This is a genomic window from Caulobacter sp. GW821-FHT11A05 (assembly GCF_058809015.1).
Genome location: NZ_JBXASF010000009.1, coordinates 88843 through 114597, shown reverse-complemented (window position 1 = coordinate 114597; position 25755 = coordinate 88843). Strand labels below are relative to the sequence as shown.

Annotated in this window: 25 protein-coding genes, 1 tRNA gene and 1 riboswitch; of the genes, 5 read left to right on the top strand and 21 right to left on the bottom strand. The window is 69.1% G+C overall.

Going from position 1 to position 25755, the window contains the following annotated elements; all coding sequences use genetic code 11:
• Positions 1-144: 144 nt before the first annotated feature.
• The 8 genes from AC1RSK_RS14350 to metB all read right to left on the bottom strand — a co-directional run bounded on the left by AC1RSK_RS14350 (position 145) and on the right by metB (position 8797).
• Entirely contained in the window at positions 145-1005 is an 861-nt protein-coding gene (locus tag AC1RSK_RS14350) for a hypothetical protein (protein ID WP_492908245.1), read from the bottom strand.
• Complete coding sequence (gene trxA, locus AC1RSK_RS14345; RefSeq protein WP_492908244.1) at positions 1002-1337, bottom strand: thioredoxin; 336 nt, start codon at positions 1335-1337, stop codon at positions 1002-1004. Before trxA ends, AC1RSK_RS14350 begins: the two co-directional genes overlap by 4 nt.
• A gap of 11 nt (positions 1338-1348) precedes the next feature.
• A complete protein-coding gene (locus tag AC1RSK_RS14340; RefSeq protein WP_492908243.1) occupies positions 1349-3130 on the bottom strand; it encodes an ABC transporter ATP-binding protein/permease in 1782 nt (593 codons plus the stop codon).
• Positions 3131-3244: 114 nt separating this feature from the next.
• Entirely contained in the window at positions 3245-3505 is a 261-nt protein-coding gene (locus tag AC1RSK_RS14335; RefSeq protein ID WP_492908242.1) for a FecR/PupR family sigma factor regulator, read from the bottom strand.
• 55 nt (positions 3506-3560) lie between these two features.
• A complete protein-coding gene (locus tag AC1RSK_RS14330; protein ID WP_492908241.1) occupies positions 3561-4070 on the bottom strand; it encodes an RNA polymerase sigma factor in 510 nt (169 codons plus the stop codon).
• 402 nt (positions 4071-4472) lie between these two features.
• Positions 4473-6260 carry an ABC transporter ATP-binding protein/permease gene (locus AC1RSK_RS14325; RefSeq protein WP_492908240.1) on the bottom strand — a complete coding sequence of 596 codons (1788 nt, stop codon included), beginning with the start codon at positions 6258-6260 and terminating at the stop codon, positions 4473-4475.
• Between the two features lie 111 nt (positions 6261-6371).
• Positions 6372-7601, bottom strand: coding sequence for a homoserine dehydrogenase (locus AC1RSK_RS14320; protein WP_492908239.1), 1230 nt, complete (start codon positions 7599-7601; stop codon positions 6372-6374).
• A gap of 11 nt (positions 7602-7612) precedes the next feature.
• On the bottom strand, positions 7613-8797 hold the full coding sequence (metB, locus tag AC1RSK_RS14315) for a cystathionine gamma-synthase (RefSeq protein WP_492908238.1): 1185 nt from the start codon (positions 8795-8797) through the stop codon (positions 7613-7615).
• Positions 8798-8888: 91 nt separating this feature from the next.
• Positions 8889-9009: riboswitch (SAM riboswitch) on the bottom strand.
• Between the two features lie 171 nt (positions 9010-9180).
• Here metB and AC1RSK_RS14310 point away from each other — a divergent pair.
• The gene (locus AC1RSK_RS14310) at positions 9181-9516 is read left to right on the top strand and encodes a thioredoxin family protein (RefSeq protein ID WP_492908237.1); all 336 of its coding nucleotides are present in this window, start codon (positions 9181-9183) and stop codon (positions 9514-9516) included.
• Positions 9513-10388 (top strand): hypothetical protein, encoded by an 876-nt coding sequence (locus tag AC1RSK_RS14305; protein WP_492908236.1) that lies wholly within the window; start codon positions 9513-9515, stop codon positions 10386-10388. The genes AC1RSK_RS14310 and AC1RSK_RS14305 overlap by 4 nt, the downstream gene beginning before the upstream one ends.
• A gap of 3 nt (positions 10389-10391) precedes the next feature.
• Here AC1RSK_RS14305 and AC1RSK_RS14300 read toward each other — a convergent pair whose 3' ends face one another.
• The 4 genes from AC1RSK_RS14300 to AC1RSK_RS14285 all read right to left on the bottom strand — a co-directional run bounded on the left by AC1RSK_RS14300 (position 10392) and on the right by AC1RSK_RS14285 (position 14497).
• A complete protein-coding gene (locus tag AC1RSK_RS14300) occupies positions 10392-11408 on the bottom strand; it encodes a helix-turn-helix transcriptional regulator (RefSeq protein ID WP_492908235.1) in 1017 nt (338 codons plus the stop codon).
• A gap of 100 nt (positions 11409-11508) precedes the next feature.
• The gene (locus AC1RSK_RS14295) at positions 11509-12882 is read right to left on the bottom strand and encodes a sensor histidine kinase (protein ID WP_492908234.1); all 1374 of its coding nucleotides are present in this window, start codon (positions 12880-12882) and stop codon (positions 11509-11511) included.
• Complete coding sequence (locus tag AC1RSK_RS14290; protein ID WP_492908233.1) at positions 12879-13553, bottom strand: response regulator transcription factor; 675 nt, start codon at positions 13551-13553, stop codon at positions 12879-12881. The genes AC1RSK_RS14295 and AC1RSK_RS14290 overlap by 4 nt, the downstream gene beginning before the upstream one ends.
• A gap of 56 nt (positions 13554-13609) precedes the next feature.
• Complete coding sequence (locus AC1RSK_RS14285) at positions 13610-14497, bottom strand: LysR family transcriptional regulator (protein WP_492908232.1); 888 nt, start codon at positions 14495-14497, stop codon at positions 13610-13612.
• A 76-nt stretch (positions 14498-14573) separates the two neighbouring features.
• On the opposite strand from AC1RSK_RS14285, the gene AC1RSK_RS14280 reads away from it, so the two are divergent.
• Positions 14574-15614, top strand: a complete 1041-nt coding sequence (locus tag AC1RSK_RS14280; protein ID WP_492908231.1) for a YeiH family protein — start codon at positions 14574-14576, stop codon at positions 15612-15614.
• A gap of 6 nt (positions 15615-15620) precedes the next feature.
• Here the strand turns inward: AC1RSK_RS14280 and AC1RSK_RS14275 are convergent, their stop codons facing one another.
• The 7 genes from AC1RSK_RS14275 to AC1RSK_RS14245 all read right to left on the bottom strand — a co-directional run bounded on the left by AC1RSK_RS14275 (position 15621) and on the right by AC1RSK_RS14245 (position 22684).
• Positions 15621-16811, bottom strand: coding sequence for an aromatic amino acid transaminase (locus AC1RSK_RS14275; protein WP_492908230.1), 1191 nt, complete (start codon positions 16809-16811; stop codon positions 15621-15623).
• Positions 16804-17049, bottom strand: coding sequence for a DUF6356 family protein (locus AC1RSK_RS14270; protein WP_492908229.1), 246 nt, complete (start codon positions 17047-17049; stop codon positions 16804-16806). The genes AC1RSK_RS14275 and AC1RSK_RS14270 overlap by 8 nt, the downstream gene beginning before the upstream one ends.
• A gap of 157 nt (positions 17050-17206) precedes the next feature.
• Positions 17207-17674 carry an Lrp/AsnC family transcriptional regulator gene (locus AC1RSK_RS14265; RefSeq protein ID WP_492908228.1) on the bottom strand — a complete coding sequence of 156 codons (468 nt, stop codon included), beginning with the start codon at positions 17672-17674 and terminating at the stop codon, positions 17207-17209.
• Positions 17675-18080: 406 nt separating this feature from the next.
• Positions 18081-18157 (bottom strand) — tRNA-Arg (locus AC1RSK_RS14260).
• A 50-nt stretch (positions 18158-18207) separates the two neighbouring features.
• Complete coding sequence (locus tag AC1RSK_RS14255) at positions 18208-19581, bottom strand: NCS2 family permease (RefSeq protein ID WP_492908227.1); 1374 nt, start codon at positions 19579-19581, stop codon at positions 18208-18210.
• Between the two features lie 259 nt (positions 19582-19840).
• Positions 19841-21415 carry a phosphoglycerate dehydrogenase gene (gene serA / locus AC1RSK_RS14250; RefSeq protein WP_492908226.1) on the bottom strand — a complete coding sequence of 525 codons (1575 nt, stop codon included), beginning with the start codon at positions 21413-21415 and terminating at the stop codon, positions 19841-19843.
• 93 nt (positions 21416-21508) lie between these two features.
• The gene (locus AC1RSK_RS14245) at positions 21509-22684 is read right to left on the bottom strand and encodes a phosphoserine transaminase (RefSeq protein ID WP_492908225.1); all 1176 of its coding nucleotides are present in this window, start codon (positions 22682-22684) and stop codon (positions 21509-21511) included.
• A 179-nt stretch (positions 22685-22863) separates the two neighbouring features.
• On the opposite strand from AC1RSK_RS14245, the gene AC1RSK_RS14240 reads away from it, so the two are divergent.
• Both AC1RSK_RS14240 and AC1RSK_RS14235 read left to right on the top strand, forming a co-directional pair.
• Entirely contained in the window at positions 22864-23733 is an 870-nt protein-coding gene (locus AC1RSK_RS14240) for a hypothetical protein (protein ID WP_492908224.1), read from the top strand.
• Between the two features lie 93 nt (positions 23734-23826).
• A complete protein-coding gene (locus AC1RSK_RS14235; RefSeq protein WP_492908223.1) occupies positions 23827-24744 on the top strand; it encodes a DMT family transporter in 918 nt (305 codons plus the stop codon).
• 12 nt (positions 24745-24756) lie between these two features.
• Here the strand turns inward: AC1RSK_RS14235 and AC1RSK_RS14230 are convergent, their stop codons facing one another.
• Together AC1RSK_RS14230 and AC1RSK_RS14225 are read right to left on the bottom strand one after the other, a co-directional pair.
• Entirely contained in the window at positions 24757-25215 is a 459-nt protein-coding gene (locus tag AC1RSK_RS14230; protein WP_492908222.1) for a hypothetical protein, read from the bottom strand.
• Between the two features lie 172 nt (positions 25216-25387).
• Positions 25388-25723 carry a hypothetical protein gene (locus AC1RSK_RS14225; RefSeq protein WP_492908220.1) on the bottom strand — a complete coding sequence of 112 codons (336 nt, stop codon included), beginning with the start codon at positions 25721-25723 and terminating at the stop codon, positions 25388-25390.
• Positions 25724-25755 lie beyond the last annotated feature (32 nt).

Below are 25755 nucleotides of genomic sequence, written 5' to 3'. Positions count from 1 at the left end.
CGCCGGCCCGGATGGACGCCGCGGTCGAACAAGCCCGGTCATTGGCCCGCCGAGAGTCGCGTCCCGCGAACCGGCGGGCTTTTTCATTTGATGATGGCTGATCCACCGGCCGGCCGAGGCCCCTCGGCCGGCCGGTGGGCGTTGTCAGGCCGCGCTGTAGACGGGAGCCGTCCGCAGGCAGTCCAGAAGCGCCTGCCGCGCCTCGGCCCGCCAGGCCGCGAAGATGGCGTTGGCGCGGGCGCCGCGATCGTCGGAGCGCTGCTTCAAAGCCTTCAGCCGCGGCTGAGCCGCCCAGAGGTTGGCCTGGGCCGCCTGGTAGGCGGCGTACTGCTCGGCATTGCCGGGGATGAGTTCGCCGACCGTTTCCATGGCCTGCTCGTGGAAGAGACGGTAGGCCTCCATCAGCTCATCGTTCTCGGCCTGGGTGAACTGGTCGGCGTCCTCGGCATGGGCCCGCCAGAGGATCGGACCGCCCCAGGCGTTGGCCACATCGCCGGCGGCGCCGGGCGTCTGGTCGAGGTCCCAGGCCATCGACAGCACCGGGTCGGCCAGGTCGCTCGACAGGCCGGCCGCCTCGATGGCGGCGAGCAGGGCGGAGCGGGCCTTTCGCCAGGCCTGCTTCTCCACCGGCTCGGCGAGCGAGCGGCGGACCAGGTCGATGATGGCTTCGGCGGGCGCGAGCAGGGGCGTCGACGCCAGCGTCGCGCCGATCCCATAGGCCTGGTCATCCCAGGCCGCCAGGAACCAGCGGCGGACGGCGTTCAGTTCGTCGCCGCCGACCAGCAGGGCCTCGAGCGCCGAGGCAAGGAACGCCTTGCCTTCGTCATCCACGCCATATCCGGCCAGGACGGGCGCGAGGCGCAGGAAGGCCAGGTGCAGGCTGTAGTCCCGGGCGAGGTCGGCGGGGTTGTTCTCCGGATTCAGCCATTGCTGATAGGCCGGGCCCTGGGCGCGGATATCCTCCAGCAGCGACTGTTTGCGCGCTTCAGCGCCGAACGCGCTCATTGACCGCCCCCGACGAAGCGTTCGAAGACCGCCGCCAGCTTGCCGCGGGTGGCGCCGCCGCTGAACCGCTCCTTGATCTCCCCGTCCTGGATCATCACGAAGGTCGGCACGCCCTGGACGTTGTAGCGCTCCATCAGCGCCGGCTCGGCGTCGATATCGACCTTGACGATGCGGACCTCGCCCTCGAACTCGCGGGCCATGTCTTCCAGGGCCGGCGCCATCGCCTTGCAGGGGCCGCACCATTGGGCGTGAAAATCCACGAACACCGGAAGGCTGGACTGCAGGACTTCAGTCTCGAACTGCTCGGTGGTGACGTCGGCTATGAGGGACATGCTTCTTTCTTTCAGGCTGTGGCTTGAGGGATGGCGCCCAGGCGGGTCTTGCCGCCTTCGAGCTTGAGACGGGTGGTGTGGAAGCGCTCGACGGTGGGCCGGTGGGCGACGGAGATCAGGGCCGTGCTGGGCAGGCGCTCGGCGATGAGACCGTAGAGGGTGGCCTCGGACTCGGTATCGAGGGCGCTGGTGGCCTCGTCGACGAACAGGAAGTCTGGCGCGGCCAGGATGGCGCGGGCGGCGGAGATTCGCTGCTGCTCGCCCGGCGACAGGCTGCGGCCCCAGGGTTCGAAGTCGTGCAGCCTGGGGACCAGCCGTTCGAGGCCCAGGTGGGTGAGAAGATCGACATAGGTCTCGTCGGAGAAGGCGTCCGGCGTGCGCGGGTAGGCCATCAGGCTGGCCAGGGTGCCGTCGGGCATGTAGCCGCGCTGGGGCAGGAAGGCGATGCGGGCGTCCTGGGGCAGGGTGACCTCGCCGGCTCCGAAGGGCCAGAGGCCGGCGATGGCGCGCAGCAGGGTGCTCTTGCCGGCCCCGGAGCGGCCCTGGACCAGCAGCCGGTCGCCAGGGGCGATGGTCAGGTCGCCGACCTCGGTCATGGCCAAGCCGTCCGGATAGGCGATGGTCAGCCTGCGGACCTCGATGTTGCGGCCCTGGCCGTCGACCACCGTGATGTCGCTGGGGATGGTCGTCGACAGCAGCTCGTGCAGAAGCCGCAGACGGGCGACCGCCGAGCGGACGATGGCCAGCTGGTCGTAGTATTGAACGATGACGCCGACGCCGCCGTAGACGGCCGCGAGCGAGGCGGCGATCAGCACGACGTCGCCGATCTGCATCTGTCCACTGAGCACGAAGGGCGCGGCCATCAGGGTGGGCGCGATGATCAGGATGGTGGTGGGCAGGTCCTTGACGAAGTTGACCGTCATGCTCGCCCAGGTGAAGGCCCGCCAGTTGCGGCGGATGTCGCCGAAACTGCTGGTCAGGCGCTCCTTCTCAGCGCCGGCGGCGCGGGCGAAGGCGATCGGCTCGGCGTTCTGCCGAAGGCCCCCCATCTGCTGGCGGAACCGGGCCTCCAGCCCCTGGCGCGCGACCTCGGCCCGGGTCAGGCCGACGCCCACCCAGTGGACGATCAGGGTGAAGGCGATGGCGAAGCCATAGGCCAGGAAGACCAAGGCCCCGGGTAGGGGCTGGTCCAGGCCGGGGACCCGGATCGGCGGCGACAGGCGCCACAGCTGGCCGGTGTAGAGGAAGATGGCGAAGAACGAGAACAGGACGGTCGGCGCCATCGACATCGTGCGTTCGATGAACTGGAAGACGTCTTCCTGGATCCGTTGCTCGGGGTGATCGACATCGGCCCGCCTGTCGAGGTGGAAGAACCGGTTATCCGCCAGCCAACGCCCCAGCAGGTTGTTGGTCACGACGCGGCGGAAGCGGATCTGGAGAGCGAACCGTACGAGAACCATGACCGCGATCAGGCTGGCGGCAACGGCCGCGAGGCCCAGCAGGGTGGTGGTGTGGCCGGGAATCCGATCCCCGTTCAGCGCCGCCAACTCGTTGGTGAGGGCCGCCAGACCGACCTGCATCTGCAGGAGTATGAAGGTGGAGGCCAGGCCTCCGCCGACCTGGGCCCCAAGCAGCAGGACGCCGACCCAGGGGTCGGCCTTGACGTACTGGCCGATCAGCCAGCCAACGTGACTGACATCCCGCCAGACGCCGCCCAGCCGGCGCGATCCGGGGCCGCCGTCGCCTGGACTGCCGGCGCCGCCGGTCTCCGTCGGGAGCAGCTTGTCTTGCATGGCCAATGGAATCCCCAGGTAACGGATCGAACGGCGTCCGGCGCGCCCGCCAGGGCGGTTCGCGTCACCTGGGGGTAACGAGTGGGCGGGGCCACAACCGCAACCGACGAAGGTTCAGGCGGAAGGGGGCGCGGACGGCGAGGCGCGATCCGCCTCCAGGGCGGGCCCCAAGAGCAGCCAGTGCCGGCGCGCCTCGGCCAGCGCCGCCGCGTGCTCGGGACAGTGGTCGCGCCATTGCCGATAGGTTTCGATGTCCTCGGAGGTCGCCTCCCCGCTGGTCAATCGGACGACCCAGCGCGTCGCCTGACGCGCGAGGTCGTCCAGGGGCTCGGCTGGCTCATCGTCTGCGCCGGGGGGCGTTCGAAGGGCGGTCATGCAACAACAACGATCAGCACGATCGAATATCGCAATGCGGGTAGCGAAGAAGGTCCTACAGCGCTTCCAGCCTTGCCCGGCAGTGCAGCGCGGCCTTGATCGCGTACTTCTCCACAAGGCTCTTGCTGACCTTCAGCTCGGCGGCGATCTGGCCGTGGGTCATGCCCTGCAGGCGGCTCATGAGCAGGACGTTGCGGCAATGCTTCGGCAGCTCGGCCAGGGCCGCCTCCACGACCTGCATCTGGTCCTTCGCCAGCGTCACGTCCTCGGGCGTCGACCGGTAGTCCTCGAACAGCACCGTCGAACCCGCCAGGATCTCCGCGCGCCGCCCCTCCCGGCGCTGATGGTCGGTGGCGAGGTTCTTGGCGATGCGGAACAGGTAGGACCGGGCCTGGTCGCGGTCAGGCAAGGCGGCGGTGATCTGGCCGAGGCGCAGGAAGGTATCCTGCGTCAGGTCGGCCGCCAGGTCCGCGCACCGCACCCGGCGGCGCAACATGCGCTCCAGTTCGACGCGCGTGTCGCAGAACACTTCCCGCAGATCGTCAGCCGACAGCGCTGGTTTCACCGGGGCGTCCCCCGTTGGCCATGGCCCCGGCCGGAGCCGAGCCGCATTGCCGAAGACCTTTTGCCCGACGGACGCATATCAGCTTCCCAACGCGACGAATTAGGTGGGGCGGGGCCATCCGCGCTCGCGGGGATGGAGGCCTGCCCAGGACGCTAGGGTGGCGCCGCGCAAGAGTGTCTTCAATGCAAAACGATGCTCTTTATTGAGTGTTCGTAGATATGAAGAGGTCGAAAATATACATGAAAGAGAATATAATTCTCTTTCCCCGAATTTTGTTAGGAAAGAGTCATTTGAACGTCGCTATTCGACTGTCGTATTGCCAGCATACTTGTTGCCCCACAGTGCTGATGACTTGCCTCTCAGTGCAATGAGGGCTCCGGCGGACGGGGCCGGGGCGCGGCGCTACGCCGTGGCGGGGGCGATGGCGCCCAGGCGGGTCTTGCCGCCTTCGAGCTTGAGACGGGTGGTGTGGAAGCGCTCGACGGTCGGCCGGTGGGCGACGGAGATCAGGGCCGTGCTGGGCAGGCGCTGGGCGATGAGGCCGTAGAGGGTGGCCTCGGACTCGGTGTCGAGGGCGCTCGTGGCCTCATCGACGAACAGGAAGTCGGGCGCGGCCAGGATGGCGCGGGCGGCGGAGATCCGCTGCTGTTCGCCCGGCGACAGGCTGCGGCCCCAGGGCTCGAAGTCGTGCAGCCTGGGGACCAGCCGCTCCAGGCCCAGGTGGGTGAGAAGATCGACATAGGTCTCGTCGGAGAAGGCGTCCGGCGTGCGCGGATAGGCCATCAGGCTGGCCAGGGTTCCGTCGGGCATGTAGCCGCGCTGGGGCAGGAAGGCGATGCGGGCGTCCTGGGGCAGGGTGACCTCGCCGGCTCCGAAGGGCCAGAGGCCGGCGATGGCGCGCAGCAGGGTGCTCTTGCCGGCCCCGGAGCGGCCCTGGACCAGCAGGCGGTCGCCGGGGGCGATGGTCAGGTCGCCGACCTCGGTCATGGCCAAGCCGTCCGGATAGGCGATGGTCAGCCTGCGGACCTCGATGTCGCGGCCCTGGCCGTCGACCACCGTGATGTCGCTCGGGATGGTCACCGACAGCAGTTCGTCCAGACGGCGAAGGCGGGCGACGGAGGACCGCAGGATGGCCAGCTGGTCATAGTAGAGGGTCAGCACGCCGACCCCCATGAACACCTGCCGGAAGGCCATCGCCATGAGGGCGATATCGCCGATCTGCAGCTGCCGGCGAAGGATGAAGGGCGCGCACAGCAGCGTCGGGCCGATGATCAGCAGCATCTCCGGGACCCCCCGGACGAAATTAATCTTCATGTTCGACCAGGTGTAGAAGCGCCAGTTCTTCCGGATCAGGTTGAAGGTGCCGGTCAGGCGGCTGTGCTCGACCCCGGCGCCCCGGGCGAAGGCGATGGCCTCGGCGTTCACCCGCACGGCCGCCATCTCGGCCCGAAACTGCGCCTCCAGCCTCTGCCGGACGACTTCCACCCGGGTCAGGCTCGCGCCCGCCCAGTGGATGAGGAGGGTGAAGGCGATGCCGAAGGCGAACGCCGCATAGACGAGAAAGCCCGGGATCGCCTGATCCATGCCGATCGCGTCGATGGTGATCGGCGGCGATATCCGCCACAGCTGGCCCGAATAGAGAAAGATCGAGAACGACACCATCAGGATGCCGGGGCCGATCATCATGAAGCGCTCGAGGAACAGAAAGGTGTCCTCCTGGATGCGCTGCTCGGGATAGTCGAGGTCGCCTCTCTGCTCCAGGTGGAAGAATTTGTAGCCCTCTATCCAGCGCCCCACATAGTTTTCGACCATGTGTTTCCGGAACCGGATTCTCACGGTCAGTCCGGCCCAGATCGTCAGCATGCCCAGGGCGGCCGACACGGCGCTCAGTCCGACGATATTCAGGACCAGACCGCCGATCAGGCCCGCCTGCTTGGCCACCAGCGCGTTGGTGATGGCGGCGAGGTTGACCTGCGTCTGCATCATCAGGAACGACCCCAGGCCGCCGGAGAACAGAAAGATCGCGAACAGCGCGGTGGCGGCGATCGGGTCTGACCTGCCGTATCGCCCGATCAGGCGGCCGCCGAACCTGAGGTCCTGCCAGAGCGATCCGGAACCGCTTTCAGGCGGGCTTTCCTTCTCGGCGGCCTGCCGGGCCGAGGGATCGATCAGGGTTTGGTTGTCTTGCATCGAAGCGGGCGCCCGAATGGTCGATCAGGTGGGGATGCCGCGCTGACGCGGGCAGGCTGACCAACTCAACGTTTGAACGCCCCTCCAACCACAATGGCGGTGGGCCCGCTTTCAGCCCTCGGTCAGCAGATCGGTCAGGTCGCCCCAGACGCTCTCGGCGGTCGGGATCTGTCCGGCCCCCCGGCCCCTGGCGTGGAAGCGTTGCCCGTCCGCCGTGACCACCCGGACGGCGTTGCCCTCGTCGGCCAGGTCGGCGAACAGAGGGTCGGCGCCCACGGCCTCGAACCCCACCGAGGCCCGGCCCGTCGTCAGGTCCAGCCGAGCCACCTGCCGCACCCGGCCGGCCGGAAGGGCGAGCGCCGCTGACAGGGCGGTCCGCGACACCGCCGAGATGGCGAGCCGTCGGCCGTCGGCTTCGTGGGCGAGGATGGCGAGCTTGGCGGCGGCGTCGAGGCCGCTCAGGTCGGCCGACGAATCCTCCTCGGCGAAACCGGCGGCGCGGGCCTCGGCCAGGGCCGCGTCGAAGGCCCATCCGTCCGCCAGGCGGTTGAGGATGAAGTTGCAGGTGCCGTTCAGCACCGCCTCAATGCGCACGACCGGCGCCTGGGCGCGCGCCCGGCGAACGGTTTCGATCAGGGGCGCGCCGCCGCCGACGCTGGCCGAATAGAGCAGCCGCGCGCCGCAGCCTTGCGCCAGGGCCCTGAGCGCCGGCAGGTCGGCGCCCACCGCCTGCTTGTTGGCGCTGACCACGTGCACGCGCCGCGCCAGCGCCGCTCGGATCAGCGCCAGACCGGTCGCGGCGTCCGAGATCGCCTCGACCAGCACGTCGGGCTCGCGGGCCAGCAGGGCGGCCGGATCGGTCTGCATCAGCCCGGCGGGGATCGCTGTCCCGCGAGACTTGTCCGCCGACCGGACCAGCACTCCGACCACCTCGAAGCGCGGATCGGAGAGCAGCCGCGCCAGAACGCCGCCGCCGACCACGCCGCAGCCGGCCAGGGCGATGCGCAGGACCCGCGTGGGCGGAGCCGCCGCGCGGGGCGGCGCCTGCGGTCCGGGCACAACCGCGACCCCGGAGGTCAGCCAGGCCTCGCCGGGGGCCGGCCGCACGGCGCGGACGCCGATCGCGTCCAGAGCCGCGACCAGACGGGCCGGGGCCTCGGCGTCGCCGGACGCGACGGCCACGACCCGCCGCCCATGCCGAACCTCGCGATAGACGGCCGAGGCGGCTTCCCTGGCGTCGCTGGCGTCGAGCTGCAGCAGGGCGACGGGCTCGTCGGCAGGGGCGGGGTTGTCGGAGTGAGCCGGAGCCGGGTGGGCCAGGGCCAGCGTATTGGAGGTCATGCCGGCGCCTCTCAGACGGCTTCGAAAAGGCGCGCGGTCGGCACGGCGGCCAGCGCGGCGGTCAGGTCGGCCAGCAGGTCCTCGGGATGCTCCAGCCCGATCGACAGGCGCAGCAGGCCGTCGGTGATGCCGGCCGTCGCCCGGGCCTGGGGCGTCATCGAGGCGTGGGTCATCAGGCCGGGATGGGCGACCAGGCTCTCCACCCCGCCCAGGGATTCGGCCAGGGTGAAGAGCTGCAACTGGTCGACGAAGGCGCGGGCGCTGTCGAGGTCGGCCAGTTCGAAGCTGAGCATGGCGCCAAAGCCGCTCTGCTGGCGGCCGGCGACGGCATGGCCGGTGTGGCTCTTCAGGCCCGGATAGTGGACCGCCCTGACGGCCGGATGCGCCGCCAGCCACTCGGCGACCCGCCCGGCCGTCGCCTGCTGGCGCTCGATGCGGGGGAACAGGGTGCGGACGCCCCGCAGGGTCAGCCAGACGTCGAACGGCGAGCCGGTGACGCCCAGGCAGTTGGCCCACCAGGCCAGCTGTTCGAGGTCGGCCGGGGCCTTGGCCACGACACAGCCGCCGACCACGTCGGAATGGCCGTTGATGTATTTGGTCGTCGAATGGATCACCAGATCGGCGCCCAGGGCGATCGGCTGCTGCAGGGCCGGCGACAGGAAGGTGTTGTCCACCGCCGCCTTGCAGCCCACGGCGTGGGCGCGGGCGCAGAGGTCGGCCACATCGACCACCCGCATCAGCGGGTTGGACGGCGTCTCGATGAGGATCAGCTTCGGCCCCAGGGCGAAGGCGGCGTCCAGCGCCGCCTGATCGTTCTGATCGATGAAGGCGACCTCGAGATGCCCCCGCTGGGCGCGGGCGCTGAGCAGGCGGTGGCTGCCGCCGTACAGATCGTGCGGCGCGATCAGCAGGTCGCCGGGCTGGAGCGAACAGAGGGCCAGGTCCACGGCCGCCATCCCCGTCGCGGTCACCACCGCGCCGCAGCCGCCTTCCAGGCTGGCCAGGGTCTCGGCCAGCACGTCCCGCGTCGGGTTGCCCGATCGCGTGTAGTCGTAGCGCCGTTTCCCATCCAGCCCGTCGAAGCTGTAGTTGGACGACAGGTAGAGCGGCGGGATCACCGCGCCGTGCGTGGGGTCGTCGTCGATGCCGTGATGGGCGGTGGTCGTACAGGGGTGCAGGGTCTTGAAGCGGCTCATGACGATCTCGTTCAGCGAGACCGGTGGGGCGAACCAACGCGTGCGGTGACAGACCCGTGAAGTCGTGCCGGCCCCAGGGGAGCCGTCGCTTCACTCATCTCTCGCGGCTCCGGGGAGCCTCGCAGGAGTTGGCACCATCGACAGGATCGGGTGGATCCTGACAGGTTGCCCCGGCGTCAAAGGGCCTATCCCTCAGCCGGTCTTGATGAGTGGCTTTACGGTGGCGAACCGGATCGGAGCCGTCAACCCCCTTCTCGCGGATGCGAAGGAGGGGGCCGGGGCGACGAGAATGGAATTCTCCCAGGCCGCTCCGGCGCAGGCAAATTGAGAAGATGGCGCCCCGCGAGCCACCCTAGAATCCGCTCCCTGATCGGGAGGCCCGGATGATTTCTTTTCCCCAAGTCGGCGACGGCGAGTTCGAAGCGCGCGTTCTCAGATCGCCCTGTCCCGTCCTCGTCCAGTTCACCAACGACGGCTGCGGCCTGTGCAGGATGCTGGAGCCGGCCCTGGCCGATCTCGCCGCCGAGTATGACGGGGAGATCGAGGTGGTCGCCGTCGACACCGACGCCGCGCCTGACGTGACCTATGCCTACAACGTCCAGAGCGTCCCCACCCTCTTGATGTTTCGGGGTGGCGCGGTCCGCGAACGGCTGATCGGCAACCAGCCGCGGGGTCGCCTCGCGGAGTTCGTGGAAGCCCAGCTGGGCGTCGATCAATGACCGCGACCGGGGCCTTCTTCGGCGACGCCGCCCTCAAGGCCAGGGCCTGCGCCGCGGCCGGCGACCATCCCGGCTGGTCGACCGCGGCGACGGACGACGAGCGGCAGGCCTGCGCCCAGGCGTTCGGCCTGAGCAGCGGCTTTGTCGGCCTTCTGTCCCTGGCGTCGCGAGCGCCCCACCTTGAGGGATCCTGCGCGTTTCTCCGCGCGACCCTCGATGGTGTCGCCCTCGGGGCCGACCTCCAGCGGCTGCAGCGCGGGTGGTTCATCGAGGTCTGGCGCGATCCGGTCGATGGTGTCGAGCCCAGGCTTCGCCATACGGCGGCCCATGGCCCGGCGGCGGCGATCGTCCAGCTGGTCGAACGGTCGGCCGACTCCCCTGTGGCGCGGGACGAATGGCGGCGGGCGCGGAGCGCGCTCATCGCCGCCTTGAAAGACTCGCCACCCGTGGCCGCTGTCTATGCTCGCGTCGTGGCGGCGATGGCCTGGGATCCGGACGCCGCCCCCGGCGTGGCGGCAGACGTCTGGATGGCCTGGGAGCGCGCCGCCGAGGCTGAGCAGGGGCTGGCCGCCGGATGGGACCAGGAGACGCAGGACATGCTGACCGAGACGATCCGCCGCTGCATGCGGACCGCGCACGCCCGGTTCGCGGCGCTTCCGAAGGACGCCGACGAGGCTCAGCAGCAGACCCGCCAGGCCGAGATCCAGGCGGAGACGGACCAGCTGATGGCCGCCTCGGGGCAGGCCGAGCGGTGGAAGGCCCTGATGGCCTACTGGCAGGGCGGGGTTGGCGAGGTGCTGTCGGCCTGGCGGACCCGGGCCTGGCGGAGCATCCAGGACGCGGCTCAAAGCCAGGCGCCGGTCAGTGTCTAGCCCTCAGGCAGGCTTGCGGCCGGCCAGCCGATAGGCGTTGGCCGGCAGGCCGAAGCGCGCCTTGAACTGCCTGGAGAAGTGGGAAAGGCTGGAGAAGCCGACCCCGTAGGCTATGTGCGAGATGCGGTCGTCGCCGCGCAGCAGCCGGTGCTGGGCGGTCAGAAGCCGCACCTCCATGAGCTGGGCGTTGAAGGTCGTGCCGGCGTCGGAGCAGGCCTTGTAGATGGTCCTCGGCGAGCATTTCAGCGCCGCGGCCGCGTCGTTGGCCGACAGGCCCGGCTGATCGATCCTGTGGACCATGAACTGCAGGATGCGGCCCAGCCGGCCGACCACGCGGGGCATGGGCGCGGCGTCGTCTATGCCGGCGGCCAGTCCCGAACGCAGCAGATCGGTCAGCATCGCCATGCCCTGGCCCGCCGTTCTGTCCCCGGCGTCGAGCTCGAAGATGGCCTGGGCCATGTGGAAGATCGTCCGGGCGGCGAAAAAGTCCCCGTCGATATGCAGGTCGGGGCAGATGAGCGAGCGATCGAGGAAACGTTCGATCGCCCACCAGGCCGGCAGCTCGCAGATCAGAGCGTCGAACCGCCCCTCGACATGCAGCGACAGCGGCAGCCAGCCGCAGCAGACGAAGACGTCCCCGGCCGTGAGGGCGCTCACCCGGCCCCATTGGCGAACCTCGAGATCACCGCCCCGCAGGAAGATCACATGGACGCTCGGGCCCCGCCCCTCCGCCTGGTCGACGCCGCGCAGGGTGCAGTCGAAGCCGCCGCCGGAGACGGCATGCCAGAGCGCCAGGTCGCGTTCGACGCTGTCGATGCGCCAATCGTCGCCGGCCCGCGCCCCGACGGTCTTCTGGCCAGGGTCGAAGATGGCTTCGATCTGTTTCTGGAAGGGGTTTGGGATGACAAGCGACAGCGGCGGCCGGGCGAGGCCAGCGCCGTCGCGGACCCCGCGCGGGAGCAGCGCGGTGTGGGTCCCCGCCTGTTCCGTGACTGCAGCGTTTGTTGCCGAGTAGCGCATGGGACGGCACTAAGCGCCCGCGACCTGTCATCAGTCTGTCGCGCGCCCGTCGCGGCGTCGTTTCAATGTCCGGTATGCGGGGGCCACAGGACAATCCCTGCTAGGTCGCGGGCTCCAGCGGGAAGATCAGCCGGAAGCTCGCCCCCCGGGCGGCGGCGGGCATCACCTCCACCCGCCCCCCGTGAAGCGTCATGATCCGTCGAACCAGGTCCAGCCCCAGGCCCGCGCCGCGTCCCTCCGGTCCCAGCCGCCGGAAGGGTTCGAAGATGTGCTCGCGTTCGGCCTCCGGAATGCCCGCGCCCTCATCGGCGACCTCCACCCAGCCGGCGGTGGAGACACGCACCGAGATGGTTCCCTGACGGCCGCCGTGGTTGATGGCGTTCTGGACCAGGTTGGTCAGGGCGCGTTCGACCGCCAGTTCGTCGCCCTCGATCAGCACCGTCGGCGCCTCCGGCTCGAAGGCCATCTCGTAGCCCGCCCCGAAGGTGAGGGGCGCCAGGTCGCGAACCACGCGCTCGGCGAGACCGACCAGGTTGATTCGCGTGAATGGCGTCTTCTGCATTTCCAGCCGCTGCAGGTCGAGCAGCTGGTCGGTCAACGCCGTCAGCCGCGCGGCGTCCTCGAGCAGGCGGGATCGGTCCGCCCCGGCCGGCAGGGCGGCCAGGCGGGTGGCCAGGATGGCGATCGGCGTCCGCAGTTCGTGGGCAGCGTCGGCCAGGAAGCGCTTGCGGGCCTCATAGCCCTTGTCGAGCCGCTCAAGGGTGTCGTTGATGGTGCGGGCGAAGGGCAGGATCTCGGCCGGAACCCCCTCCAGGCTGAGACGGGTCCCGATGCGGTCGACGTCGATCCGCCTGACCTCCTCGGCGGCGCGCTCAAGGCCCCTCAAGGCCCGCCGGACGACGAACGGCGTCAGGAGAAACAGGACCGACGCGGTCACCATGGAGATGATCAGGGTATACAGGACCGCCGGTTTCACCATCACCTCGGCCGCCTGCCAGAAGGTCGCCCGCCCCTTGCCGCTGGTGATCATCTGGACAGGGCCGGCGTCCGTCTCGATCATCCGGATGATGGCGACCGGCGGGGCCGGCGCCGTGTGATGGGGGTTGATGACGAGGCGGCCGTACTCAAGGGTTTCAAGCGTCGGCAGCCGACGCACGACCTCCGCCGGCGGAGCACCCTGCGAAAGCCGGTGACCGGCCCCATCCCGGATGATGAACCAGAAGTCGGGGGCCTGGGTGCGCAGACGGGTCAGCGCGGGCGTGTTGGTGACGACCAGGCCGCCGTCGGCGCCGCGATGGACCGCCTTCTCGAAGGCGGCGGCGATGCTGGTCTCGTAGATGCCGTAGCCGGCGATCCACATGGCCGACCCGACGGCCGCGTTGAGGCCGATGAACACCGTCAGGATGAGCCACTGCGCCAGCGACAGGCGGGTGACGAGCCAGCCTTTCAGCGAGCCCGGCCGAAGGAGGTTCATACGTCCTCTCTCAGCAGGTAGCCGACGCCCCGCACCACATTGACCACCAGGCCGGTTTGCGCCGCGGCCAGCTTCTTCCTGAGGCGGGAGACGTGGATGTCCAGCGCGTTGGGCTGGACCTCATCGTCCATGGAGAAGACCGAGTCCATCAGCGACGCCCTGGGAACCATGCGCCCAAAGTTGCGCAGAAGCGCCTCCAGCACCAGCAGCTCCCGCCGCGTCAGGTCGAGGGCGGCCTCGCCGACCCTGGCGTCGCGATTGACGTGGTTGAAGGACAGGCGTCCCGCCGTGACGATGTCGCTCTGCAGGTCCGAGGGCCGCCGCGCCAGCGCCCGCAGGCGGGCCAGCAGCTCCTCCACGGCGAAGGGTTTGGTCAGGTAGTCGTCGGCCCCGAAGTTCAGGCCCTCGACCCGGTCGGGGATGTCGCCCCGAGCGGTCAGCACCAGCACCGGGACGGTGTTCTTCCTGGCCCGCAGCTTGGGGATCAGGGTCAGGCCATCGCCGTCTGGAAGCTGGCGGTCGAGCACCAGGGCGTCGAAGGGCGAGGCCGCCGCCAGGGCCTCCGCCTCGGCCAGGGTGGCGGCATGGTCGAGCAGGATGTTATGGCCGCGCAGCGCCGCCCGCAGGGCGGAGACCATCTCCGGTTCGTCCTCGACCAGCAGGACCCTCATGATTGCCGTTCTCCGCGCCGGGCGCCGCCTGTCATGCGCCGCCCCGATGGCGGTCTTCAAGGGGTGATGGCGGTGCAGACGTCGATGAAGGCGTCGCCGGCCCGGCTGCGGTAGCGTTCCTTGTGGCGGATCAGCCGGAAGGGCCGCTCGGGCAGGGGGAAGGCGACCTCCACCAGCCGGCCGGCGGCCAGCGAGGCCCGGGCCACGCTCTCCGACAGGGCGGTGGCGCCGGCCCCCGCCTCGGTGGCGGCGAGGACCGCCTCGTTGGCCGGCAGGGTCATGGCGACGTCCAGGTCGCGGGGATCGACGCCCGCCGCCCGCAACGCCGCCTCCAGGGTGGATCGCGTTCCGGAACCGGCCTCCCGCAGAATCCAGGGCTGGGTCACCAGATCGGCCGCCTCCAGCCGCGAACGCCCCGCCCAAGGGTGATCGGCCGTGACCAGCACCGCCAGCCGATCGGCGCCGACGCGGGATTTGCTGAGGGCCGGATCGTCCACCTCGCCTTCAACCAGGCCGATTTCGGCCGCGCCGCTGAGGACGGCCTCCATGGCTTCCCGGGTATTGCCGATGGCGACGTTCAGCTCGATGCCGGGGTGGGCGGCATGGAAGTCCACCAGCCGCCTTGGCAGCCAGTAGCTGGCGATCGTCTGGCTGGCGAAGATGGCCAGGCGGCCGCCGCGCAGGGAGCTCATGTCGGCCAGCGCCGCCGCCGCCGCCGCCGCGCGGGCCAGCACCGCCTTTGCCTCCGGCAGGAAGGCCCGGCCGACGGCGTTCAGGCTGATGCCGCGTCCGACCCGGTCGAAGAGCCGCACCGAATGCTCCGCTTCAAAGACGCTGAGGGCGTTGGAGACCGCGGACTGCGTCAGGTTCAGCGACCGCGCCGCCTCGGTGACATGCTCGCGCTCCGCCACCGCCACGAAGATCCGCAGGCGTTCGAAGTTCAATTCGTTCTCCAAATCATATTGAAATGAGCAAAACAATCAGTTGGAGTGATATGTAACGACGGCGCATTCGAAGGCAATGACGGCTTTCGCCTTTGCCTTCGACCGCACGCGCCTTCGTCCCCTGGACTTCGTCCGGCGACACGCCCCCGGGGTGCTGGCCTGCGCCCTGCTGACCCTTCCGGCCATCCTCCTCGCCCGGATGGAGACGGCCTTGTTCGGCCGCGCCTGGCTGGAGCCCCTGGTGCTGGCCATCCTGCTCGGGGCGCTCGTTCGCCTGGTCTGGACGCCCGGAAGCCGCTGGGCGCCGGGTATCGATTTCAGCGCCAGGACCCTGCTGGAAGTCGCCGTCGTCCTGCTGGGCGCCTCGGTCAGCGCCGCCACCCTGCAGTCGCTGGGGGCTTGGGCGGCGGTCGGCATCGTCCTGCTGGTCGTCGTCGGCATCGGTGTCGGCTACGGCATTGGCCGGCTGTTCGGCCTCGGCTGGCGGCTGGCCCTGCTGACCGCCTGCGGCAACGCCATCTGCGGCAACTCGGCGATCGCCGCCATCGCGCCGGTCATCGACGCCGACGGCGAGGACGTCGCCGCCTCCATCGCCTTCACCGCCATCCTGGGCGTCGTTGTGGTGCTGGCCCTGCCGCTGCTCGGCGTCGCGCTCGGCCTCGCGCCCGCATCGTTCGGCTTCCTGGCCGGGCTGACGGTCTATGCCGTCCCGCAGGTCCTCGCCGCCGCCGCGCCCTTCGGACCGGTCGCCATGCAGACCGGGGCGGTGGTCAAGCTGGTGCGGGTTCTCATGCTGGGGCCCGTGGTCCTGGCGCTGTCGCTCTTCGTCGGCCGGCCGGGGGCGGGAAAGGCGTTCGACTTCGGCCGGCTGGTTCCCTGGTTCATCATCGGCTTCCTGGTCATGGCGGGCCTCAGGCTGCTGGGCCTCTTTCCGCCGGCCCTGCTGATCATGTTCGCCTCGGCGTCGGGTCTGCTGACGGTGGTCGCCATGGCCGGGCTCGGCCTGCAGACCCAGCTTGGCCAGGTGGCGCGGTCCGGCGGACGGGTCGCGGCGGTCGCCGTCCTGTCGCTGGCCGTCCTGATCGGTATCGGCCTGCTGCTGGTCTGGCGCCTCTAAAGCCGGCTAGGCGTAGGCGCGCTGCTCATCGATCTCGGCCAGCGCCGCCGAGAAGCGACCCAGGTTGCCATCGTTCAGGCCGGCGACGTTGATGCGGCGGGAGGCGTCCACATAGATCGCATGGCGCTCCCGCAGCAGGCGGACGTCATCCCCGGCGATCGGCAGCACGGCGAACATGCCGCGCTGGCGGGTCAGATCGGACAGGTTGATGCGCAGCAGGGGCAGGGCCGCCATCGCGGCGCGCACCTGGTTGACCCTGACCCGCATGGCGTCCAGCTCCGCGCGCCAGACCGGAACCAGATCCGGGGAGGACAGGATGATCCGCGCGACCGCCGCGCCGTGATCCGGCGGATTCGACCACAGCAGCCGGGCATGGGCGGCGGCCACCTTCTCGACGTTGGCGCTCGATCGGCTCGCGCCGCTCAGCATCATCAGGGCCCCGGTCCGGTCCCGGTAGAGGCCAAAGCTCTTGGAGCAGGACACCGCGACGAGGGCGCTCTCACAGCTCGACAGCAGGGCGGCGACGCCCGCCACATCCTGTTCGACGCCATCGCCGAGACCCGGATAGGCCAGGTCGACCAGCGGCAGCAGGCCCTTCCGGGCGGCGGCGGCCGCGACGCAGGCCCAGCTGGCGGCCGGCAGGTCGACGCCGGTCGGGTTGTGGCAGCAGCCATGCAGCAGGACGATGTCGCCGGCGACGGCTTCTTCCAGCGCCGCCTCCAGCTCCTGGATGTTGAACCGCCCGCGCGCGTCGAGGTGCTCGTAGGTCCTGACGGCCAGGCCGCAGGCCTGGATGATCGGCGCGTGGGCCGGCCAGGTCGGGACGCCGATCCACACCCGGGCCCCGGGGTTGGCGTCGGCCAGCAGCTGCAGGGCGAGGCGCAGGGCGCCGGTTCCGCCGGGCGTCTGCACCCGCGCCATGCGCTCGGCGACAGGACCCGGCAGGTCGAACAGGGCGTTCTGCAGCAGCAGGGTGAAGTCCCGGTCGCCGACCGGTCCCAGGTACCCCTTGGAGCGCTGCTCCCCGATCAGCCTCTGCTCGGCCAGCTTGACCGCCCGCATGATCGGGATGGCGCCGGCCTCGTCGCGATAGGTGCCGACCCCGAGGTCGACCTTGTCCGCCCGGGGATCGGCCTGCATCAGCTGCGCAAGCTCCATCAGGGAGTCGGTTCTTGCCGGGGCGAGCTGATCAAGCATTGACGCCACCCTGGTCGGCGCCGCCGGCCTGGCCCGTCCGGTTGGTCACCATGCGCTCGTACAGCCGCGCCACGACCGAGCTTCCGGTCGTGGTGCAAAGCCCCGGGATGACCGCATGCACCAGGCAGGCCAGGGCGCCGAGCAGCATGGCGCCGCCGAACGAGGCCGACATGCCCATATGCTCAAGGTAGGTCTCGTTGACCGACCTCGGATGATTGACGAACAGACGCCGATACATGCTGCCTCCGATATCCTGAGGCAGGCAGGGTAGGCGCCTGCGCCATGAGGCGGTTTCCCAATTGGGCGGCAAAGCCCGGCTTGCGGAGAACGCGGAGGCGCCGCGGGGCCGGTTTGGGAGAAGCTCATTCTCCCGGCCCACTTTTTGGGAGAACGGCCTATCCGATCCTGACCGGCAGGGCGGTCGTGAACTTGATCTGCTCCATGGCGAAGCTGGAGGAGACGTCGGTCAGCGGCGCGGTCGAGATCAGCCGCTTGTAGAAGCGGTCGTAGGCCGCCATGTCCTGGACGATCACCTTGAGGAGGTAATCGACGTCGCCGCTCATGCGGTAGAATTCGACGACCTCCTGAAGACCGCCGGCCCCCTTGGCGAAGGAATCCAGCCAGCTGTCGTCATGGCGGCCGGTCTTGACGGTCACGAAGACGACCAGCGACAGGTCGAGCGCGTCCCGGTTGACCAGGGCGACGCGCCGTTGGATCACGCCGGTGTCCTGGAGGCGTTTCACGCGTTTCCAGCACGGGGTCTGGGACAGGTTCACACGACTGGCCAGCTCCGCGATCGAGACGGTGGCGTCGTCCTGCAGGATGGCCAGGATGCGGCGGTCGGTCGGGTCAAGAGCAGCCATGTCCTGTTGTCCAGTTTGCCGTGTGGCGTTGCGATTGTTCTCCTGAAGGCCTTGTCTCCGAGGAAAATCTTCCCCGCAACGCCCCAGGGGAAGAACGGCGCAACTTCGCACTGACAGGCAATTGAAGCTGCGGGATCGATCAAAAGCCGCCTCAACGCGCGGCGCGCGCGCGTTCTGCGCCTGCGGGCAAAGGATGTTGCAGGCCCGAGCGAGAAGGCCGCCTCCGCCCGCGATAGACATCGGCCCAGCCTCGCCAGGCGTTTCGAGCCCGTCCGGCGTGGTCAGCGCGATAGGCCCCGCGCGATGGTCCGGTCCAGCAGCCGGCCCGCCGGCGCCGCATCTCCCCAGGTGTGGCGCCGGCGGCTTTTCAGCCGACCGCCAGCGTCTCGCAATCTGTTGAAATCCCTGGCGCACCCGACACGATTCGAACGTGTGACCTCTGCCTTCGGAGGGCAGCGCTCTATCCAGCTGAGCTACGGGTGCCTTGATCAGGGAGCGGTTCTCTAGCCGAAAGGGGCCACCCGCGCAAACGTCTATTCCCCGCCCAGCCAGACGAAGCGCGCCACGCACAGCGCCGCCAGGGCGTAGAGGAAGAGGTCGCCGAAACTGACCCCCAGCACCCGGCGGCCGAGGAAGCCCTCAGGCGGCGCCACCGCCGGGCGCGGCCGGACGATCTTCAGCACCGCGAAGCTGATGATGCCCATGGCCAGGCCGTTGGCGATCGAGAAGGTCAGCGGGATCATGATCAGGGTCAGGAAAGCGGGGATGGCGACCTGCGGGTCGGTCCAGTCGGACTCGGCCAGCGGGGCCATCATCAGGGCCCCGACCAGGATCAGGGCCGGCGCCGTGGCGGCGGTGGGAATGGCGCTGGCGAAGGGTGCGAAGGCGATGGCCGCTAAGAACAGCAGGCCGGTGACCACGGCGGTCAGGCCGGTGCGGCCCCCGGCCGAGACTCCGGCGGCGCTCTCGATGTAGCTGACCGTGGTGCTGGTGCCGGCCGCGGCGCCGATCATGGTCGCCAGGCTGTCGGCGGCGAAGATGCGGTTCAGCCGCGGGATGGAGCCGTCGGGCTGGACCAGGCCGGCCCGCTTGGAGACGGCGACCAGGGTGCCGAGGTTGTCGAACAGGTCGACGAACAGGAAGACGAACAGGATCTCGACCAGGCCGATGCTGAGGCCCTTGCCGCCCGGCCCCAGGCCCAGGGCGGCGGGGACGTCGGCCTTGAACAGGGTGGCGGTCAGGGCGGCCGGGTCGATGGGCTCGACCTTGAAGACGACCAGCCCGACCAGCCAGCCGACCAGGCTGGCGACGACGATGCCTATCAGGATGGCGGCGCGGACACCCCAGACCTGCAGCAGGGCGATGACCGCCAGGCCGAGCAGGGCGACGAGGGCGGCCGGTGCGGTCAGGTCGCCCAGCGCCACGGTGGTGGCCGGGTGGGCGACGACGATGCCGGCGTTCTTCAGGCCGATGAAGGCGATGAACAGGCCGATGCCGGCGGCGATGGAGGCGAACAGGGGCCGGGGGATGGCCCCGATGATCAGCTGCCGCAGGCCCGCCAGGGTCATCAGCAGGAAGGCCGCGCCGGAGATGAACACAGCGCCCAGGGCGGTCTGCCAGGGCAGGCCCATGCCCAGCACCACGGTGTAGGTGAAGTAGGCGTTCAACCCCATGCCGGGGGCCAGGGCGATGGGGTAGTTGGCGATGAGGCCCATCAGGATCGAACCGATCCCCGCCGCCAGGCAGGTGGCCACCACCACGGCCGCGGCGGGCATGCCCGCTTGGCCGAGGATGCCGGGGTTGACCAGGATGATGTAGGCCATGGTCAGGAAGGTGGTGACGCCGGCCAGGAGTTCGGTGCGGACGCTGGTTCCGTTCTCGGCCAGGCGAAAGAAGCGGCTGATCATGATGGGCTCCCCGACCGGGGGAGTAGGGCCGGGTGTTCATCAACCGTCAAGCGGGGCGGGAAAGACAAACTCTCCACCCGCGATAGCGGGCGGAGGACAGGTTTCGAGCCTTAGCGAGAAACCAGGAGGCGGGCCCCACCGGCGGCAGGGGGGCTTGCCTGAAACAGACTTGCCCCCTCCTGCTCTGTCGCTTGGGGCTCCAGAGCGGTCCTCCCCCCGCTCGCGGGGGGAGCGTTGCTTGGGACCGCCGCCTGTGCCCTCAGAACACCAGCGCCCGAACCTCTTTCACGTGCGGCAGCGCCTGAATCCGGGCCAGCAGTTCGCCGTCCGGGGCCTGGTCGACGCCGACCAGGGCGATGGCGTCGTCGCCGGCCCCGACGCGGCCGAGGTTGAAGGTGGCGATGTTGACCGCCGCCTCGCCCAGCATGCCGCCCAGGGCCCCGATGAAGCCCGGTTTGTCGAGGTTGTTGACGTAGAGCATGGCGTCGCCGAACGGGGCGTCCAGCTCCATGCCCTTGACCTCGACGATGCGCGGCACGCCGCCGATCACCGCTCCGGCGAAGGACTTCTCGCCCTCCTCGGTGGTGATGGTGATGCGGATCAGGCTGTCATAGACGGGCGACAGCTCCTGGCGGTTCTCGGAGACCGTCACGCCGCGCTCCTTGGCGATCGCCGGGGCGCTGACCATGTTGATCTCGGCCAGCATCGGGCGAAGCACGCCGGCCAGGGCGGCCGCCGTCATCGGCTTGACGTTCAGGCCGGCCACAACGCCGATGTAGGCGACCTCGATGGCCTTCAGGCCCGGATCCATCATCTGGCCGGCGAACAGGCCCAGCTTTTCGGCCAGGGCCACGAAGGGCTTCAGCTTGGGGGCCTCGTCGGCGGTGATCGAGGGGCTGTTGAGGGCGTTGGTGATCGCCCCGGTCAGCAGGTAGTCGCTGATCTGCTCGGCCACCTGCAGGGCCACATTCTCCTGGGCCTCGGCGGTGCTGGCGCCCAGGTGCGGGGTGGCGATGAAGTTGGGGGCGCCGAACAGCGGGTTGTCGGTGGCCGGCTCAGTGACGAAGACGTCGAAGGCCGCACCGCCGATGTGGCCTGAGTCGAGGCCGGCGCGCAGGGCCGCCTCATCGACCAGGCCGCCGCGGGCGCAGTTGATGATGCGGACGCCCTTGCGGGTTTTCTGCAGGGCTTCGGCCGAGAGGATGTTGCGGGTCTTGTCGGTAAGCGGTGTGTGCAGGGTGATGAACTCGGCCCGGGCGATCAGTTCGTCCAGCTCGACCTTCTCGACGCCCAGCTCGACGGCCCGTTCCGGCGACAGGAAGGGGTCGTAGGCGATGACCTTCATCTTCAGGCCCAGGGCCCGTTCGGCCACCAGGCTGCCGATGTTGCCGCAGCCGATCAGGCCGAGGGTCTTGTTGTAGAGCTCCACCCCCATGAAGCGGTTCTTCTCCCACTTGCCGGCCTGGGTGGAGGCGTCGGCGGCGGGCAGCTCGCGGGCAAGCGCGAACATCATGGCGATGGCGTGCTCGGCGGTGGTGATCGAGTTGCCGAACGGGGTGTTCATGACCACGATGCCCTTGGCGGTGGCGGCCGGGATGTCGACATTGTCGACCCCGATGCCGGCCCGGCCGATGACCTTCATGTTGACCGCGGCGGCCAGCACATCCTTGTCGGCCTTGGTGGCGCTGCGGACGGCGAGGCCGTCGTAGTCGCCGATGATCTTGAGCAGTTCCTCCTTCGATAGGCCGGTCTTCACATCGGCCTGGACCCCCCGCTTGGCGAAGATTTCGACGGCGGCGGGCGACAGTTTGTCAGCAATCAGAACGCGGGGCATGGGCGCCTCCTTCAAATGTCGTGGGGGACCCCCTCCACCATCGCCTGCGGCGACGGTCCCCCTCCCCCGAGGGGGGAGGAGCGGGGAAAGATTTCAGGCCGAGGCGAGGTCGGCGGAGACGGAGGCGAAGGCCCAGTCCAGCCAGGGGGTCAGGGCCTCGATGTCGGCGGTCTCGATGGTGCAGCCGCACCAGATGCGAAGGCCCGGAGGCGCGTCGCGATAGCCGCCGATGTCGTAGGCCGCCTTCTCCTTCTCCAGCACCGAAGCCAGCTTCTTGGCGAAGTCGGCCTGGGCGTCGGCGGGCAGGACGGCGATGCGGGGATCGACGACCTTGAGGCAGACACTGGTGTTGGAGCGGGTGGCCGGATCGGCCGCCAGGAAGTCGACCCAGGGCGTTTTTTCCACCCAGGCGGCGAGGGCCGCGAAGTTGGCGTCGGCGCGAGCATTGAGACCCTTGAGGCCGCCGACGTCCTTCGACCAGGCCAGCGCGTCCAGGTAGTCCTCGACGCAGAGCATGGAGGGGGTGTTGATCGTCGCGCCTTCGAAGATCTCGGCGTTGATCTTGCCACCCTTGGTCATGCGGAACAGCTTGGGCATCGGCCAGGCCGGGGTGTGGCTCTCCAGCCGCGCGACGGCGCGGGGTGACAGGATGAGCACGCCGTGGGCGGCCTCCCCGCCGAGCGCCTTCTGCCAGCTGAAGGTGACGACATCGAGCTTGGCCCAGTCGAGCGCCTGGGCGAAGGCGGCGCTGGTGGCGTCGCAGATGGTCAGGCCCGTCCGGTCGGCGGCGATAAAGTCGCCGTTCGGCACGCGCACGCCCGAGGTGGTGCCGTTCCAGGTGAACACCAGGTCGGCGTCGGGGCGCACCTTGGTCAGGTCCGGCAGCAGGCCGTAGGGGGCGTCGAGCACCTCGACGTCCGGCAGCTTCAGCTGCTTGGTGACGTCGGTCACCCAGTCCTTGCCAAAGCTCTCGAAGGCCAGCAGCTGCACCGGGCGCGGGCCCAGCAGCGACCACAGGGCCATCTCGACGGCGCCGGTGTCGGAGCCGGGCACGATGCCGATCAGATAGTCGGCCGGGACCTCGAGTATCTCGCGGGTCTGGTCGATGGCGCCTTTCAGCGCCGCCTTGCCGGGTTTGCCCCGGTGCGAGCGGCCGAGCACGGCGTCCTTCAGGTTTTCGGGGGTCCATCCGGGGCGCTTGGCGCAGGGGCCGGACGAAAATTCGGGGCGCGCGGGGCGCACCTCTGGCGTGGCCAGGGTATTGGTCATAGCGATGTCTCCCATCCTCACAGATGGACTGGGCCTCGTTGGGGAGGCCTGGCCCGCCGCTCACAGACAGGAATTTGTGCGGCGCGGCAAGCGGAGATTTTCTGACGCGGAGATCAGGGAGTTGATGCTTTCGAGATCGAGTCGTGGAATCGTCTTCCGGTGTGGGCGCAGAGGACAGCATGAGCGTAGACGCGTCCGAGATAGAACGGGCCAGGATCGACAACCGTCGAATCGGAGCAGTATTTTCCGGACTATTGGGCCCGACCGCGAGCGAAGTCTGGGCTGGTAAAGGGTGGACGCTACCGGCTGTCTACAAGGTCCACTATTGGTCGCTGATTTCGCAGATCGAGGATGATCGCCTCGATGACATCGATCCCGACATCTATTTCTCCGAAATAACGCGGGAGTCGGTGTGCTCTGGATTTATCGGTGAGCCGGTGTCCCGGTATCTAGTCCGCTCCGCCACTTATCGCTCGGCATATTTGGATGGCATCCCGCTGGTCATGTGGGACGCTTCGCGCCCGGATTTCAGGAAGCTGTTGCCCCACGCCTTGTTCCACTCCCGCCTTATCGAGGGCCCGGCGGACAGAAGAAGGTCTCTATCCACGCGGTTGATCGCCGAAAGGTGGAAGGGGCGGGGTGTCGAACCCGACCGCTATGAAATCCAGGCCGGCCAAGTCTCTGAAGTTCTGACGACGATCGGGTCGAAACTCGGCTGGTCGGTTGAGCAACGCGGGGCTCCGGGTGTCCGCACCCTTCGCCCGATTCTGGGCATGACAAAGGGAGCGCTATCCATCGATGTCGGGATACGACACGATCGGCGGCGGATGATGATCGGGGTGCTAGACCCCTACGTGCGCATCACGCTGGACGGTTGGTCTCTCGTGATCCCGGACGACTTCCTGGATCGGGTGTTTCCAGGCGCCTATCTCTACGGGATTGTTCAGGAAGAGGGTGATGTTGCGGTGGCTGTCCGGTTCCTGTTGGAACTACTGAGCCAAGTTTCCGAGTTCGCATCCTTGGATGAGCTTGACCGGCAAGCGTTCTGAACTGGGGCGCCTCCCGTCTACCCAGCGCCGGCGCGCAATCCGAAACAGGGATTGAGGCGACATCCCTTCCGACGCCCCCTAACAGAGCCTCCCATGACCTCGCCCGCCGCTCCCTCGCGCCCCGCCGCGCCCGCCGTCGACTGGCTGGTGCTGGCCGCCCTGGTCATCGCCTGGGGTTCGGCCTTCGCGGGCCTGAAGATCGCCGTGCACGACATTCCGCCGGCCTGGAACACCGTGCTGCGGCTGTCTGTGGCGACCCTGGTGCTCAGCCTGATCTGCGCGGCCCGGGGCGAGCGTCTGCCGCGCCTGCGGCCCCGGCCGGACCCGGCCTGGGCCTGGTATGCGGCGCTCGGCCTGATCGGCCTGGCGGCGCCCTTCTTCCTGTTCGCCTTCGCCGCCCAGGGCTTGCCCAGCGCCGTCAACGCCATCTGCAACGGCTCCTCGCCGCTGTTCACCGCCGCCCTGGCCCATGTGCTGCTGGCCGAGGAGCGGCTCAATCTGCGCCGGGGGATCGGCGTGGCCCTGGGCTTCGTCGGGCTGGTGGTGCTGGTCTGGCCGCGGGCCATGGCCGGTGGGTCGGTGGAGGGGCTGGCGCTCGGCGCGGCCATCCTCGGCGGGCTGATGTATGCGGTGTCCAACATCATCACCCGCAAGGCGCCGGTGCTGAGCTCGACGGCCGGCGCCCTTCTGATGGTGCTGACCGGCCTGGTGTTCGCCATCGTCGGGGCGCTGGTCTCGACGCCGATCCCGCCGATGCCCTCGCTCAAGGCCCTGGCGGCGGTGACAGCCCTGGGGGTCTTCTCCACGGCGCTCGGCAGCGTCGGCTACGTCTGGCTGGTCCAGCGGCGCGGGCCGGTGTTCATGAGCATGTCCATCTACCTGGCGCCCCTGTGGGCGACGGCGCTGGGCGTGGTGCTGATGGGCGAGCGGCCGGGCTGGAGCGCCTTCGCGGCGCTCGGCCTGATCCTGCTGGGGGTCGGTCTGACGACCTGGAAGAAGCCGTCTGTCTAGAGGGGCGGGGGTCTAGAGGGTTGGCGCGGGCTCGGCCCGCAAGGCCTCGGCGGCCAGGGCGGCGTTGCGGCGGCGCCAGGCGGTGGCGGTGCCGACGATCAGGCAGACCAGGATGCCGACGGTGTCGAGGTTGTTGACCACGCCGTGGAAGATGTCGCGCGGCCGCTCGCCCAGCATGTACCAGGCGTGCAGGGTGAACTGCACGGCCTGGAACAGCATGGCCCCGCCCAGCCACAGGCTGGCGTAGCGCACCGCCAGCCCCAGGAAGCCCAGGGCCAGCAGGAAGTCGCCGGTCAGCAGGGCCAGGGTCTGGAACTCCTGCGGCACGATCTTGACGCCAAAGCCGTAAACCGCCCCGGCCGCCATCAGGCAGCCGGCCAGCCGCTCGGCCACACCACCCTTCCATATGGAAAAGATGACGGTGCCAAGGATGGCGATCCAGACGATTTGAACGATGACGTAATTGGGCATGTGGCTCGGCTCTAGAAAGCTGTTGAGCACAATACCAGTTAAACTATCGCAACCTTGTTGGCCGACCAGCCTGAGGGGCGCGGAGAATCTGAGTCTTGTGATCCGGGCAAAAGAAAACGCGCCGGACCCTCCGGCCGGCGCGTTTCCCAAAAAGACAGTCTGCGGTCGCGGCTTAGCCGACTTCGCGCAGCAGGCCCTTCGGCTTGGCGTCTTCTTCCGGCTTGTCTTCGACGCCGATCAGCTTGGTGCGGATGCCGACACGCAGCTTCACTTCAGCCAGTTCGCGGTGCATTTCCACGACCGCAGTGCGGGCCTGGCCGAGCGCCGAGATGGCCTCCACCAGCTTGGCTTGCGCCGCGTCGCCGGTGATCGCCGAAACCTTCAACTGGGCACGGGCTTCAACCATCCCAGCCAGCAGTTCAGCCGCTTCGACCATGGCCGCGTCAACGGCCTTCTCGGTCGAGAACAACTTGGTGGCTACGCGTTGAGCCACAAATGCCTTGTCCACTTTTTCACCCTCCTGAAAACCCCGGGTTAACC